The sequence below is a fragment of the Parasegetibacter sp. NRK P23 genome (genome assembly GCF_023721715.1).
Taxonomy (GTDB): Bacteria; Bacteroidota; Bacteroidia; order Chitinophagales; family Chitinophagaceae; genus Parasegetibacter.
On the sequence record NZ_JAMDLG010000001.1, the window covers coordinates 2,521,701 to 2,536,863 of the forward strand.

The 15,163-nt window shown below is 49.4% G+C and carries 11 protein-coding genes, 1 tRNA gene and 1 riboswitch; of the genes, 7 read left to right on the forward strand and 5 right to left on the reverse strand.

Translation table 11 applies throughout. The annotated features are described in order from the left end of the window. Window positions 1-209 precede the first annotated feature (209 nt). From M4J38_RS10250 to M4J38_RS10275, 6 genes are all read left to right on the forward strand, one after another. Window positions 210-1,085 carry a bestrophin family protein gene (locus M4J38_RS10250; RefSeq protein ID WP_251759467.1) on the forward strand — a complete coding sequence of 292 codons (876 nt, stop codon included), beginning with the start codon at window positions 210-212 and terminating at the stop codon, window positions 1,083-1,085. After that, the gene (locus M4J38_RS10255) at window positions 1,082-1,465 is read left to right on the forward strand and encodes an SET domain-containing protein (RefSeq protein WP_251759468.1); all 384 of its coding nucleotides are present in this window, start codon (window positions 1,082-1,084) and stop codon (window positions 1,463-1,465) included. Before M4J38_RS10250 ends, M4J38_RS10255 begins: the two co-directional genes overlap by 4 nt. 29 nt (window positions 1,466-1,494) lie before the next feature. After that, a complete protein-coding gene (mgtE, locus tag M4J38_RS10260) occupies window positions 1,495-2,886 on the forward strand; it encodes a magnesium transporter (protein ID WP_251759469.1) in 1,392 nt (463 codons plus the stop codon). Between the two features lie 309 nt (window positions 2,887-3,195). Beyond that, window positions 3,196-4,602, forward strand: a complete 1,407-nt coding sequence (locus tag M4J38_RS10265) for an aldehyde dehydrogenase (NADP(+)) (protein WP_251759470.1) — start codon at window positions 3,196-3,198, stop codon at window positions 4,600-4,602. A 63-nt stretch (window positions 4,603-4,665) separates the two neighbouring features. Next, a complete protein-coding gene (glmS, locus tag M4J38_RS10270; protein WP_251759471.1) occupies window positions 4,666-6,501 on the forward strand; it encodes a glutamine--fructose-6-phosphate transaminase (isomerizing) in 1,836 nt (611 codons plus the stop codon). Beyond that, window positions 6,501-8,705, forward strand: coding sequence for a DUF4954 family protein (locus M4J38_RS10275; protein WP_251759472.1), 2,205 nt, complete (start codon window positions 6,501-6,503; stop codon window positions 8,703-8,705). Before glmS ends, M4J38_RS10275 begins: the two co-directional genes overlap by 1 nt. A gap of 35 nt (window positions 8,706-8,740) precedes the next feature. Here the strand turns inward: M4J38_RS10275 and M4J38_RS10280 are convergent, their stop codons facing one another. The 5 genes from M4J38_RS10280 to M4J38_RS10300 form a co-directional block, all read right to left on the reverse strand. Then, complete coding sequence (locus tag M4J38_RS10280; RefSeq protein ID WP_251759473.1) at window positions 8,741-8,947, reverse strand: hypothetical protein; 207 nt, start codon at window positions 8,945-8,947, stop codon at window positions 8,741-8,743. 74 nt (window positions 8,948-9,021) lie between these two features. Then, the gene (gene der / locus M4J38_RS10285; protein WP_251759474.1) at window positions 9,022-10,341 is read right to left on the reverse strand and encodes a ribosome biogenesis GTPase Der; all 1,320 of its coding nucleotides are present in this window, start codon (window positions 10,339-10,341) and stop codon (window positions 9,022-9,024) included. A 221-nt stretch (window positions 10,342-10,562) separates the two neighbouring features. After that, window positions 10,563-11,432 carry a GTPase Era gene (era, locus tag M4J38_RS10290; protein WP_251759475.1) on the reverse strand — a complete coding sequence of 290 codons (870 nt, stop codon included), beginning with the start codon at window positions 11,430-11,432 and terminating at the stop codon, window positions 10,563-10,565. Between the two features lie 63 nt (window positions 11,433-11,495). Next, window positions 11,496-11,567: transfer RNA gene (locus M4J38_RS10295), tRNA-Met, on the reverse strand. Window positions 11,568-11,698: 131 nt separating this feature from the next. Continuing rightward, the gene (locus tag M4J38_RS10300; protein ID WP_251759476.1) at window positions 11,699-12,415 is read right to left on the reverse strand and encodes a head GIN domain-containing protein; all 717 of its coding nucleotides are present in this window, start codon (window positions 12,413-12,415) and stop codon (window positions 11,699-11,701) included. A gap of 136 nt (window positions 12,416-12,551) precedes the next feature. After that, window positions 12,552-12,656, forward strand: a riboswitch (TPP riboswitch). A gap of 69 nt (window positions 12,657-12,725) precedes the next feature. On the opposite strand from M4J38_RS10300, the gene M4J38_RS10305 reads away from it, so the two are divergent. After that, entirely contained in the window at window positions 12,726-15,101 is a 2,376-nt protein-coding gene (locus M4J38_RS10305) for a TonB-dependent receptor (RefSeq protein ID WP_251759477.1), read from the forward strand. Window positions 15,102-15,163: the final 62 nt, after the last annotated feature.

The window sequence follows — 15,163 nt, forward strand, 5'->3', positions numbered from 1 at the left end:
CCGCTCGAAGCGGGACTTTTTTAAACACACACAGACATGAGAAAAGAAACATAGGTTAACAACGCATCGTATGATGCAATGCTGTGTAAATGTTGTAAAAACACCCGACAAACCTTGTTTAAAATATACGAACACCTCCGTATAATGTATTAATTCCTTCAACGGCCTCCCAAAATCCAAAAATCCTGTACATTCGACCTTATTTATCTATGGTAGAATACAACCCGAAAGACTGGTTCACCTTTATTTTCCGCGTACACAAGGCAGATACTTTCCGCAAACTACTGCCCATGATCATTGCCATCTGCATTTATTCCGGCATCATCGCTTACCTGGAAACAGAGGTCTGGAAATTAGCGGAAAGCAGCCATGTAAAGAACATCACCTTATTGCACAGCATGCTGGGCTTCGTAATTTCCCTTTTGCTGGCCTTCCGGTCCAATACCGCCTACGACCGTTGGTGGGAAGGCCGTAAACACTGGGGTTCCCTGGTGAATGCCAGCAGAAACCTGGCCATGAAAATGGCGGCGATCCTACCTGAAAATGATGAACACCGGGCTTATTTCAGGGTGATGATCCCGAACTTCGCTTTCTCGCTGAAAAACCACCTCAGGGGTAAATACCATGCTGGCGACTTCATATCTACTCATGGGTTCTCCCACGAAAACATTGATCCGCACAAACACGTGCCCAACCAGATCGCATTTCTGATGATAGATAAAGTGAACCGCCTTTACAAACAAGGCACCATCACCGGCGACCAGCTTATTACACTCAACACGGAAATGCAGAGCTTCGCCGATATCTGCGGTGCCTGTGAACGCATCCGCAATACGCCTATCCCCTTCTCCTACTCCGCTTTCCTAAAAAAATTCATCTTCGCCTACGTGATGACGTTGCCTTTCGGTTTTGTATTCAGCCTGGGCTATTACGTGATACCCGTAATCGGCTTTATCTTCTATGTACTCGCTTCACTTGAACTGATCGCCGAAGAAATCGAAAACCCTTTCGGCCTGGATGCAAACGACCTGCCCACCGATTCCCTCAGCGCCAACATCCGCAACCATGTAGGAGAACTCATATGATTTTACCCTGCCTTTACATCGCCCCCACTCCTTCCATGGACCGCGGCGTATTTACGGCGGAAGCGCTGGAAGCCGGAACGGTGATAGAAATTTCTCCTGTCATTGTGATGAACAGTGACCACCGGAAACTGCTCGATCAAACGCCGCTCCACGATTATATCTTCGAATGGGGAGAAAACCTAGATGAATGTGTGGTGGCCCTCGGCTACCTTTCGATGTACAACCATGCCTACCATTCTAATTGCGATTATGATATGGATTATGAGGGCAGAACCATGCAGATACGCACCGTAAGAGACATTGCCGCGGGAGAAGAGCTGTTCATCAACTACAACGGGGCCTGGAACGAAACGGAACCGGTATGGTTCGATGCGCAATAAGGCTGAACCGAATTCCTTAACTTTGCGGGATGTCGATGGAAACGGAACAAAAAGAACTTTTCCGCCAGTTTGAAGCGTTGATAGCACGGGAAGACAAGCTACTGATCCGTGATTTTCTGAACCACCAGAACATCAGCGACGTGGCTGAAATGATCTATGAGTTCCCAGACTATGAGGCACAGATCATGGCCCATCTTTCGCTCCACCGCGCCACCAGCACTTTTAAAATACTTGACTTCCCCACCCAGAAGCGCATCATCCAGTCGTTGCCGGCGTTTACCAGTGCCGAGTTACTGAATGAACTGCCCGCCGACGACCGTACGGCCTTCCTGGAAGAACTGCCTACCGAAGTGGTGCGGGAAATGATCAAAACACTTGATCCCGAAGAGCGCAGGATCACCCTCGCGCTGCTGGGCTACCCCGAAGGTACCGTGGGCAGGCTGATGACGCCGGATTACCTCGCCATCCACGAAGAATGGACCGTACAACAGGTGCTGGACCATATCCGGGAAGTGGGCCGCGATTCCGAGACCATCGATGTACTTTATGTGGTCAACGACCAGGGGCAGCTGATAGACGATATCCGTATCCGTGAGTTCCTCTTCGCCGCCCCCGATAAACCGGTGAACGAACTGATAGATGGCCGATTCATCGCCCTCCATGTAAACGACGACCAGGAGAGCGCCAACAACATCTTCAAGATGAACAACCGCGTGGCCCTGCCCGTAGTGGACGATGCAAACCTGCTGCTGGGCATCGTTACCATCGACGATGTACTCTGGATCACCAACGAGGAATTCTCCGAAGACATTCAAAAGATAGGCGGTACCGAGGCCCTGGACGAACCCTACCTCGAAATGCCGCTCCTGAAACTGTTCCGCAAACGTGTGGGCTGGCTCATCATCCTTTTCCTGGGCGAAATGCTCACGGCTACCGCTATGGCTTATTTCGAGGATGAAATCGCGAAAGCCGTTATCCTGGCGCTTTTCGTACCGCTGATTATTTCAAGCGGCGGCAACAGCGGCTCCCAGGCATCCACACTCATTATCCAGGCGATGGCCCTGGGCGAAATTTCCGTCTCCGACTGGTGGCGGGTGATGCGCCGGGAAATTCTTTCCGGTCTGTTACTGGGCGGTGTATTGGGCGTGATCGGCTTTTTCAGGGTATTCATCGCGGCGCATTTCTTCCCGGAGCTTTATGGGAGCTTCGGTACTGAAGTTGGTCTGGTGGTGGGCATCACCTTACTGGGCGTGGTTTTGTGGGGCACACTCACCGGCTCCATGCTACCAATCTTTCTGAAAAAACTCGGTGCCGACCCGGCAGTATCCTCCGCGCCTTTCGTGGCCACGTTGGTGGACGTAACCGGACTAATCATTTATTTCAGCGTGGCCTACTATTTCCTCCAGGGCCTGTTGCTTTAACGGTGGTACCGGCGGCACCGCTAGTACAAAAAAAGTCAATTTGCAGGTATCCGTATTTTCACCAGTTCTTTTCAAAACACCATCCGCATCTATTGTAATTTTCTGCGTTAAAAAACGCGGGTTCACCCCGGTATAAACACGGTAAAAATTTATGGATAGAATCGGTATTAAACCGGCCTGAAACTGCTTCGGGAAGGAAACCGGTGCCACCGACGTTGTTTTCCGGGTTGGAACACCGTTTAAAAACGCGCCATCACTCCATATTTGAGCACATGTTTTGCAAGTTATAAAACAGATTAACTTCAGCCCATGGATTTGAAAATGAAAATAAACGCCGTTGTTGCCGATGCTTTCAACGTGTATCCGCATTTCGCCAATACTTTACCCGCGCAGCGCGCGGCTTTGATGCATGCTATTGCGATGGCGCTGCAAGCAAATGAAACCGAACTTATCCATGCTGCAGCCAAAGAAACGCATTTACCACCGGCAAGGTTAAAAACTGAACTCAACCGCACGATTTTACAATGGAACCAATACGCCGACGCTTGCGCGGCCGGTAAATGGCTCCACATTTCAAAGGACCTCAGCGGTCCGGCACCCATCCTGAAAATGAACAGGGCGCTTGGGCCCGTTGTGGTTTTCGGCGCAAGCAATTTCCCTTTCGCTTACTCAACGCCCGGCGGAGACACGGCCACAGCATTGGCCGCAGGCTGCCCGGTGATTGTGAAAGCGCATCCGGCGCACCCGGAAACATCTTTGTTGTGTGCAAAGCTGTTGCAAACAGTCATTGAAAAAGAAGGATTTTCACCGCCTATCTTTCAACATGTTCCGGACGAAGGTTTTGAAACAGGTGCATTGCTTGTGCAACATCCGCTTACCGCAGCCGTTGCCTTCACCGGTTCGTTTTCGGGAGGAAAAGCCTTGTACGACCTGGCCCAGGCGAGACCAGCCCCCATTCCTGTTTTCGCTGAAATGGGCAGTGTGAATCCCGTGGTTATTCTTCCGGAAGCCCAGAAAGACGCGGAGGCACTTTCCGGAACGCTCGTTCAATCTCTTACCGCCAGTGCGGGCCAGTTCTGCACCAATCCGGGGGTATGGTTCTTACTTCAAACAACCCATACGAATCACCTGCTTGCCGCGTTGAAGAAAGCCCTGAATAAAAGCCAAAGTGAACCCATGCTGCATGAAGAGATCGCCAAAAGTTTCAGCACAAAACGGAAAGAAGTGCTGGCATCCGGAATGGTGGATTTACTGGCTTCCGCCGAAGCACCCGGCAACGACCTTTTTTCTATCCCCACCATCTCCACTACCTCCGCAAAAAAATTTATTGCAAACCGGATGTTAAGGGAAGAAATTTTCGGTCCTTACGCCGTGGCTGTTTTATGCAATAATATGCAGGAATTAGCCGAGGCATTGGAGGCTATGGACGGACAATTAACAGGAACAATCCAGGCCAGATCAGCAGATGAAATACTGGTGCCTGAAATACTTGAAATCTTAGAACGAAAATGCGGAAGACTTGTATTCAACGGTGTTCCAACGGGCGTTACGGTTACTGAAGCCATGCACCATGGCGGACCGTTCCCGGCCACTACAGACAGCAGGTTCACAGCCGTTGGTGCCGATGCGATATGCAGGTTTGTGCGGCCTGTTTGTTACCAGGGTTGGCCCGGGCACCTGCTACCCCAAACACTTCAATCTTTTATAGGCACATAACAATACGCAAACGGTTGCGTTTTAACCAAATAACAGATATTTGTAGCCGTTAAAATCAATACCATGTGCGGAATCGTTGCTTACATAGGACCAAAAGAAGCTTATCCCATTATCCTGAAAGGCCTGAAGCGCCTGGAATACAGAGGTTACGACAGCTCCGGCGTAGCCCTGATGAACGATGAGCTGAGAACGTATAAAAAGAAAGGCAAAGTTGCCGAACTCGAAGAAAAGCTGGTGGGCCGGGATGTTCATGCCAACGCAGGCATAGGGCACACGCGTTGGGCCACCCACGGTGAACCTTGTGACCGTAACGCCCATCCACATACGTCCGCAAATGGCAAACTGGCCATGGTACACAACGGCATTATCGAGAACTATGCCCTGCTCAAAAAAGAGTTAGAGAACAAAGGCTATAAATTTGAAAGTGATACCGATACTGAAGTATTGCTGAAATTCATCGAAGACATCCAGGTAAACAACAACTGCAGCCTGGAAGAAGCAGTACGCATCGCGCTGAAAAGAGTCGTGGGCGCCTACGTGATCCTTCTCCTCGACCAGGACAATCCTGATACCATCATAGCGGCACGCAAAGGGAGTCCACTAGTAATCGGTATCGGTAAAGGAGAACATTTCCTGGCATCTGATGCATCCCCCATTATTGAATACACCAAAGAAGTGGTGTACGTGAATGATTACGAACTGGCCATCATCAAAGCCGATGAGCTGGTGCTGAAAAACCTGGGCAACGAGAAGATCACGCCCTACGTGCAGAAACTGGACATGGAACTGGCCGCCATCGAAAAAGGCGGTTACGACCATTTTATGCTGAAAGAAATATTCGAACAACCCAGTACGATTCAGGATTGCCTCCGGGGCAGACTGGATGCCGCTGCCGGAACGATCACCATGGCTGGTGTGGAGAAATATATGGAAGCCCTCGTGAACGCCCCGCGCATTATCATGATCGCCTGCGGCACTTCGTGGCACGCCGGATTGGTGGCGGAATATGTGTTCGAAGAACTGTGCAGAATACCCGTTGAAGTGGAATATGCTTCGGAATTCAGGTACAGAAACCCCATCGTCAACAAGGGTGATGTGATTATCGCGATCTCACAAAGTGGAGAAACGGCGGATACGCTTGTCGCGATAGAAAAAGCCAAAGAACAGGGCGCGATTATTTTTGGCGTGGTGAACGCGGTGGGTTCTTCCATCGCCCGCATCTCTCACGCCGGCGCATATACGCACGCGGGTCCGGAGATAGGCGTAGCTTCCACAAAAGCTTTCACCGCCCAACTTGCGGTACTGAACATGATCGCCCTGAAGATCGCACAAACGAAGGGCACCATCACCAAAGAAAGGTACCTCCACCTGCTCAACGAAATGCAGGATGTTCCTGAAAAAGTAGCGACTGTACTGAGTTCCAGCGAACACATCAAAGCAGTGGCTGAAAAATACAAAGACGCGCGCGATTTTCTTTACCTGGGAAGAGGCTATAACTTCCCGGTAGCCCTGGAAGGCGCATTAAAACTGAAAGAGATTTCTTATATCCATGCCGAAGGTTATCCCGCCGCGGAAATGAAGCACGGCCCCATAGCATTGGTAGACGAACAGTTGCCAGTTGTTTTTGTCGCAACAAAAGATGCGTACCACGAAAAGATCGTCAGCAACATACAGGAAATCAAAGCCAGGAAAGGCATGGTATTGGCCACGATCACAGAAGGGGATGATACCATCTCCGGTATGGCCGATGATGTACTCACCGTTCCTTCCGCTGATGAACTGATTGCGCCCATGCTCTCCGTGATCCCCATGCAACTGCTCGCATACTACGTGGGCGTCGCGAAAGGACTTGATGTTGACAAACCACGCAACCTTGCCAAATCCGTAACCGTTGAATAATGAACCATATCGTTCGCCATAAGCTTGACTCCCTCGGCTACCAGTTCGTTCCGGAACAATACCTGCCCGAAGGGAAAAATGAATACCATTTACGCAACCTGCAAAATGGGGGCAACGCGGGCTACCGCCAGCTCAACGCGCAGGAAATAGAGATACTCGTCCGCAACAGGAACCAGTCCGACAACTGGAACAATATCTTTGTTTCAGAAGCTTTCAACCCGGAACTGGTTAAGAACTGTAAATTCTTCGGTTTGATCCGGATCGGTAAACTGGAGCCTTTCTACCTCGAGTTCCACAACCTCCGGATGCCCGTTGGACTATACAATAGCATCATCATCAGTTGCGATATCGGCGACAACGCCGTGATCGATAACGTGAACTACCTCGCCCACTACATTATCGGCAACGAGGTGATGATCATGAACGTGAACGAAATGACCACGAGCAGTACCGCTAAGTTCGGAAACGGCATCGTGAAAGATGGAGAAGATGAGCAGATCCGCATTTTCCTGGAACTCTGCAATGAGAACGGCGGCCGCAGCGTAATCCCTTTTAACGGCATGTTGCCAGGCGACGCTTACCTATGGGCCAAATACAGGGCAGATAAAAAACTGCTGGACCGGTTTAAGACATTCACGGAAGCCAGATTCGATAAACAAAGGGGCTATTATGGTAAAGTGGGCGACCGCTCCATCATCAAGAATACCAACATGATCAAAGATGTATGGATCGGCTCCGATGCCTACATCAAAGGCGCAAATAAACTGAAGAACCTCACCATCAATTCTATTCCGAAAGCATCAACTCAAATTGGAGAAGGCTGTGAAATGGTGAATGGCATCATCGGTTACGGCTGCAGGATATTCTATGGTGTTAAAGCCGTTCGGTTTGTAATGGCCTCCCATTCGCAACTGAAATATGGCGCGCGGCTCATCAACTCCTACCTCGGCAACAATGCCACCATATCCTGTTGCGAAGTATTGAATTCACTGATATTCCCCGCCCACGAGCAGCACCACAACAATTCGTTCCTTTGCGCGGCCCTGGTGATGGGACAAAGCAATATGGCTGCCGGCGCCACCATTGGTTCCAATCATAATTCCAGGGGCGCCGATGGGGAGATCGTTGCAGGAAGAGGCTTCTGGCCCGGGTTGTGCGTGAGTCTGAAACACAATTCCAGGTTTCCTTCCTTCACCATCATGGCCAAAGGGGATTACCCGGCGGAACTGGATATTAAAATTCCCTTTTCCCTGGTCAGCAACAATGTTTCCAAAGATAAGCTGGTCGTGATGCCCGGCTATTGGTTCCTCTATAACATGTACGCGCTCGCCAGGAACTCCTGGAAATCGGCCGACAGGGATAAGCGTGTGGAAAAAGTGCAGTCGCTCGAATATGGCTACCTCGCACCCGATAGCGTGCAGGAAATGGAAGAAGGACTGAAGATCATGGAACTTGCCGTAGGAAAGGCTTTCCTGGAACAGGTTTCAGGAAAAACCGATATTACGGATAAACAAGCCCGTGAGACCGGACTTTCCCTGCTCCTGAACAACGATCCGCAGATTGATACGCTACTGGTAACCGTAAACGGCTGGGAAAACACGAACCGCATCGTCCAGTTGGTTAAAGTGCGGAAAGCCTGGGGCATTTTCCGGAAGATGATCGTTTTCCACGCCGTGAATTGCCTATATGAACTTTGCCCGGCTTCACCCGAAAACTTCGACCAATTTGTTCAGGGGCGTTCATCCAAAAAATGGCAGAATGTGGGTGGACAGTTAATGCCGGAAGAAACACTGAAAGAACTGATCAGTTCCATCAAATCGAAAAAGATCAACAGTTGGGCGGACGTGCACGCCTTCTACACCACGCAGGCCGCGGATTACAACAAACAAAAATGTTTCCACGCCTGGAATGTTTACTTCAATGTATTCAGGAAGAAAGCCGCAACTTTTACAGCCGAAGACCTTGTGACACTTGCCAACGAAGCGATTGCCACCCGCGAATGGATCGCAGGCGCCATTTATGCATCCCGGGAAAAAGACTACAATAACCCATTCCGCAATATGCTGTACGATTCCGAAGCGGAAAGAGATGAGGTGATTGGAAAGCTGGAGGAGAACAGTTTTATCCAATTGGAGCAGGAAGAACTGAAAAAATACCGGAAACAGCTGCGCCAATGGCTGAAGAAAATAAAAATCCCCGCTTAAAGCGGGGATTTTTTATGCTTAATCTTTGAAGATCATTATTTAGCGATGCTGTCGATAGCGCCTTTAGCGGAATCAGCGATAGCGGAAACTGAATCGGTAGCGGCAGCTACAGTAGAGTCGATAGCAGCAGCAGTAGAATCTACAGCGGCAGAAGTTGAGTCAGCAGATTCAGTAGGTTCAGCGGCATTGTTACAAGCAGCAACAGAAGCAGCGATAGCGAGAACGGCGAAGAACTTTTTCATTGTTATTGTTTTTTCGGTTTTGCCAGCAAAGATAATCGCTGGAACGGTTCCTGCAAGCCCCTGTTAAAAATCTTTTATTTTTTTCTGAAGAACAACCGCACCGGCACACCGCTGAAATTGAAGTTTTTCCTCAACTGGTTCTCCAGGTAATTGCGGTAAGGCTGCTTGATGTCATCCGGATAATTGGCAAAAAACGCGAACGAAGGCACGTGCGTCGGCAATTGCGTCACATACTTGATTTTCACCTGGTTGCCGCGTACCACCGGCGCATGATAAGCTTCAATGGCCTTCAGCATCACATCGTTCAGTTTAGATGTGGGGATACGTTGTTGCCTATGCGCGAATACATCCAGCGCGATTTCAATCGCCTTGAAAATGCGCACTTTTTCGGTGGCGGATATGAAGAGAATGGGCACGTCGGAGAAAGGCGCGATCCTGTCTTTCAGCACCTTTTCGTAATCGCGGGCGGTATTCGTTTCCTTCTCCATGGTATCCCATTTGTTCACGAGAATCACGATGCCTTTACCTTTTTTAGACGCCAGACTGAAAATGCTCAGGTCCTGGGCCGTGATTCCCTTTTCAGCATCCAATACCAGTAAACAAACATCGGCTTCGTCCATGGCTTTGATGGCGCGGATCACCGAATAGAACTCCAGGTCCTCGTTCACCTTGGTTTTCTTCCGAATACCTGCCGTATCGATGAGGATGAATTCTTTCTGGAAGAGGTTATAGTGGGTATGGATCGTATCTCTGGTGGTTCCGGCGATATTGCTCACGATGGTGCGTTCCTGCCCTACCAATGCGTTCAGCAGAGAGGATTTCCCCACATTGGGCTGCCCGATGATGGCGAACTTGGGAATAGGATTTTCCTCCGCGCCCTCTTCTGCCTCGGGTTGTTCCGGTATCAGGGCCGTAACGGCGTCGAGGAGTTCACCTGTTCCGCTCCCGGTCATGGAGGAAAGGAAGAAAATATGTTCGAAACCGAGGCTGTAAAACTCAGTAGCCTCCAGTAAACGTTCGTGGTTGTCCACTTTGTTCACCGCCAGGAAAACCGGTTTGGTGGTTCTGCGCAATACATCGGCCATGGAGTCGTCGAGGTCGGTGATGCCGGTCACGGTATCCACCATAAACACAACTGCATCTGCTTCATCGAGTGCGATGATCACCTGCTTGCGGATTTCTTTTTCAAAAACATCCTCACTTCCGGCCACGAAACCGCCGGTATCAATCACGTTAAACGATTTGCCGGCCCATTCCGCCACGCCGTATTGCCTGTCGCGGGTAACACCACTCACGTCGTCCACGATTGCTTTTCTTTGTTCCAGCATCCGGTTGAAGAAGGTGCTTTTCCCCACGTTCGGTCTTCCAACAATAGCTAATGTAAATCCTGACATAATAAAATTTTGAATTTTGGATTTTGAATGTTGGATGAAGAATGAATTTGTTGGTGCAACGCAGTTTCATTCAGGGAACAATCAAAATCCGAAACAACCTGTTTTCAGTGCGGCCAATTGGTTTTATGTGATCGCACTTTATTCTTTTTTCAATTTAGAACCTGATTGCCGAACAATTCCCCATAGTATTCCATTTAAAGTTCAGCATTCAAAATTCAACATTATTTATACCCATATTCCCTCAGAAAAATCTCACTGTCCCGCCACTTGGGACGGACTTTCACAAACAGTTCCAGGAACACTTTCCTTCCGATGAATGCTTCGATATCTTTCCTCGCTTCGGTGCCCAGTTTTTTGATGCCTGAACCTTTTCCGCCCAGGATGATCGCCTTTTGTGTTTCCCGCTGCACGATGATATCGGCGGCGATTTTCACCAGCGTATCCTTTTCTTTGTATTCCTGCACCAACACGGTGGTATGGTAAGGAATCTCATCTTCATAAAACTGGAATATCTTTTCCCGGATCATTTCTCCTACAAAAAAGCGGGTAGGCAAATCCGTGAGATCGTCCTCGCTGTAGAAGGGTTCTCCTTCGGGAAGATATTTTAAAATCTTTTCTATAAAATCATGCTTATCGAATCCTTTCAGGGCCGATAAAGTCACGATTTCTCTGGCATAAGGTTTATCCGAGAACCAGTCGAGCGCTTCTTTCAGTTTGGCGGGGGAAACCGTATCGATTTTATTCAGCACAAAAACGCCTGGCACTTTGAGCCGAAGTTTACTGAAAAGCTGGTCCACCTCCTCGCGGTCATCGTTGATGTCGGCAAGCAGAATGGCCACATCCGCATCCTCCAGCGAATTTCTGACGGCCTGCATCATTTTTTCGTGCAGTTTGTATTTCGGCTCAATAATGCCTGGCGTATCGGAGAAAATAATCTGGTAGCCAGGTTCCGTGAGGAACGCCTTGATCCTGTGCCGGGTGGTTTGCACTTTAGGGGAAACAATGGCCATTTTTTCTCCGATGAGCGCGTTGAGCAACGTGCTTTTTCCCGCGTTGGGCTTCCCGAATATGTTTACGAATCCTGCTTTCATTTTTCAGCTGAGACCTTGCAAAAGTAGTACAAATAAAAAAAGCCTCTCTCGAGGCTTCCTTAGTTGCGAAGGGAGGGATCGAACCTCCGACCTTCGGGTTATGAGCCCGACGAGCTACCGCTGCTCTACTTCGCGATGTGGAGTGCAAAGGTAAGGCGCTGATTTTTAACGGCCAAATCTTTTTCATAAATTTCTCGACCTCCTAAAAATAAAGAGGGCGCATCACGCTGATACGCCCCCGGCACAACAATAAAACACGAGACTGTTCAGGAACGTCGTGCTACTGTACTCGCCCCACTCTGCTTAATATCTTTGGCCGTGGCGCTGCCCTTGAAATAAATATCTGAAGCGCCGCTGGCACTCGCGGCAATTTCTTTGTTCACGCTGATCTGGATGTCGGAGGCGCCGCTTGCGGAAGCTTTGCAATATTCCGTTTCCAGGCCATAAGCTTTGATATCCGAAGCGCCGCTCACTTCCAGTTTGGCATGTTGCGCCTTTCCCGCCAGGAAAGAATCGGAACTGCCGCTCTGGTGCACAGCAAGGTTCTTAACCTCAAGGGTGCCCTTGAAATCGGAGGATCCGGACAAATTGATCTCAAGGTCGTCCTGCTTCAATACCCCTGAAATCAGCACATCACAAGCCCCGGAAGCACTTATTCTATGCAATACGGGAGCCGAGATATACGCCTTTAAAGGCTTTCCGATCCGGTTAAAAGACTTCATTCCCTTCTCCGCATAAATCCTTAAAACACCATCTTTCACCTCCGTTTTCAGGTAAGGAACCAGCTTTTTTTCCGAAGCGCTGACGGCTAGCGCGATTTCATTGGATTGAGAAATATACAGATCGATTCCCCCCGACACTTCCACCGCAACGAACTTTTCAATATCGCGCGGGGTTACGTTTTCATCTACAACGATCTTCTCCTGGGCCACTGCGGAGAAAGACGCCAGGAAGCATCCTGCTAAAAAAAGAAGATTTTTCATGCGCTTACTTTTATAGGTTTTGCTACTGAATACACCTGTGGTACGTTATCGCAAAGGAAATGTTACAAGTTTTTGGCAAAAAAAAACGGGCGGCATACCTTTGGACCGTCTTTCAAAGGAGCTCCAACGTAAAGACATCAAGTTCCCGGGGTGCTTAATTCACATTTTGTGAAAGCTGAGATCATACCCGTAGAACCTGGACAGGGTAATGCCTGCGCAGGGAAGGTGGAAGGATTCGCGCAATATTGTTCTCCCCTCTTCACAATCGCAGCATTTCCAAATTCAATTTTTCAACTTTAAAAAAAGAAACATGAAAAAATTGTTTTTGGGGATATGCTTGTTTGTATTTTCCCCAATGCTATTCGCCCAATCTATTTCGGGCAAAATCACCGATGCCGTTACCGGAGAAGTTATTGCCGGGGCATCCGTTCAGTTGGTCCACCATTTCGCGGTTTCCGCCGGATCCAAAGGCGATTTCCGCATCGCTCCCGTTAAACCGGGAAGTTATCTATTGAAGATCAGCGCCGTTGGTTACAATGAAACCCAGGTACAGGCCCAGGTGCCCGGTGCAGCAAACCTGGTCATCAGGCTTAACCGCACCGAACTGCTGCTGCAGCCCATCGAAGTGAAAGCCACCCGCGCTTCCGAGATTGCGCCTTTTTCGAAAACCAATCTCACCAAAAAGGACCTGGAAAAGAACAACATCGGCCAGGACCTGCCTTTCCTCCTGCAACAAACCCCCTCCATGGTGGTGAGTTCCGACGCTGGAAACGGCGTAGGTTATACCGGATGGCGCATCAGGGGAACCGATGTGCAACGCATCAACATGACCATCAACGGGATCCCCTATAACGATCCCGAATCGCATGGTACTTTCTTTGTAAACCTCCCCGATTTCGCTTCCTCCGTGAGCAGCGTACAGATACAACGCGGGGTGGGCACTTCCACCAATGGCGCGGGCGCGTTCGGAGGCACCATCAATTTCAGCACCAACGAATTCAACGAGAAGGCCTACGGCGAAGCCAATAATTCCTACGGCTCCTTCAACACCTGGAAACACACGGTAAAAGCCGGTTCCGGACTACTGAACAATCATTTCACCATCGACGCACGCTTTTCCAAAATTGCCAGCGACGGCTTCGTGGACCGTGCCACCTCCGACCTGAAATCGGCTTACCTTTCCGCAGCGTGGCTCAATGAAAAAAGCTCCGTCCGCTTCAACGTGATCACCGGTAAAGAAAAAACTTACCAATCCTGGAACGGGCTGCCTGAAAGCAAACTCGACAACGACCGCACTTATAATTCAGTGGGAACCGAAAAGCCCGGAACACCCTACGACAATGAGACCGACAATTACCAGCAGGACCACTACCAATTGTTTTACAACCAGGAACTGTCGCCTAAACTGAAACTCAACACCGCACTTTTCCTTTCAAGGGGACGCGGTTATTACGAGCAGTACAAAGCCGATCAATCGTTCTCTGACTACGGACTTGCTGATCCGGACGTGAACGGCGACCCGGTTTCGGAAACGGACCTGATCCGTCAACTCTGGCTCGACAACCATTTCTATGGCGGCATTTTCTCCCTCCAATATAAAAACGGCAAACATGAACTCACTTACGGGGGCGGCGTGAACCAATACGACGGCAAGCACTACGGCAAAGTGATCTGGGCCGAAACAGGCATCCCCAAAGACCATGAATGGTACAATTACACCGCGATGAAGCGCGACTTCAACACGTACGCCAAATGGCAGTTTGAAGCATTCCGCAACTTTTACACCTTCGCCGACCTGCAGTTCCGGTACGTGAAATATGATATCGATGGATTCAGAAGTACACCCGGATTAAGCGCTTACAACCAATACCGTTTTTTCAACCCTAAAGCAGGTGTATCCTATCTTTTCGGCAATGGGTTCACCGCATTCGCCTCCTACTCCATCGGGCAGAAAGAACCCAACCGGGATGATTTTGAAGCAGGCGCTTTATCCAAACCGAAGCACGAACTGCTCCGCAACATTGAATCCGGTCTGCAGTTCAGGAACAGCCGTTACCAATTGGCGGCTACTTTCTACCACATGGATTACAAAAACCAACTGATCCCTACCGGGAAAATCAATGATGTGGGCGCCGCCACGCGTGTGAACATACCCGATAGTTACAGAATGGGGATAGAACTGGAAGCCGCAGCACGCCTTACCGACTGGGCCAGCGTTTCAGGCAATCTTACCCTGAGCAGGAACAAGGTGAAGAACATTACGGTGTACTACGATAACTACGACGACCCGAACTATGTACAGTTATCAGAAACGTTGAAAAAAGCCGATATCGCCTTCTCCCCTTCCATTGTGTCGTCCTTCTCCCTGGATTTGGTTCCCTTCAAACATGCGCGGGTAAGTCTGCCCGGAAAATATGTTGGGCGTCAATACCTGGATAATACCTCCCGAAAAGAAAGGAGCCTGGACGATTTTTATGTGCAGGACCTGAGAATGCAATACAGTATTCAACAGAAACTCGTTCCGGAACTCACGCTGATGTTCCATGTCAACAACGTATTCGACCGGAAATATGAGCCGAACGGTTACACCTTCAGCTACCAGTATGGCGGCGCTTTTACTACGGAGAATTATTATTACCCGATGGCAGGCGTGAACTGGATGGCGGGAGTGAACATCAGATTTTAATTTTGAATGATGGATTACTACGCATTTAATGCTACAGTATAAAAGAAAGCCGGGGCGTGTTT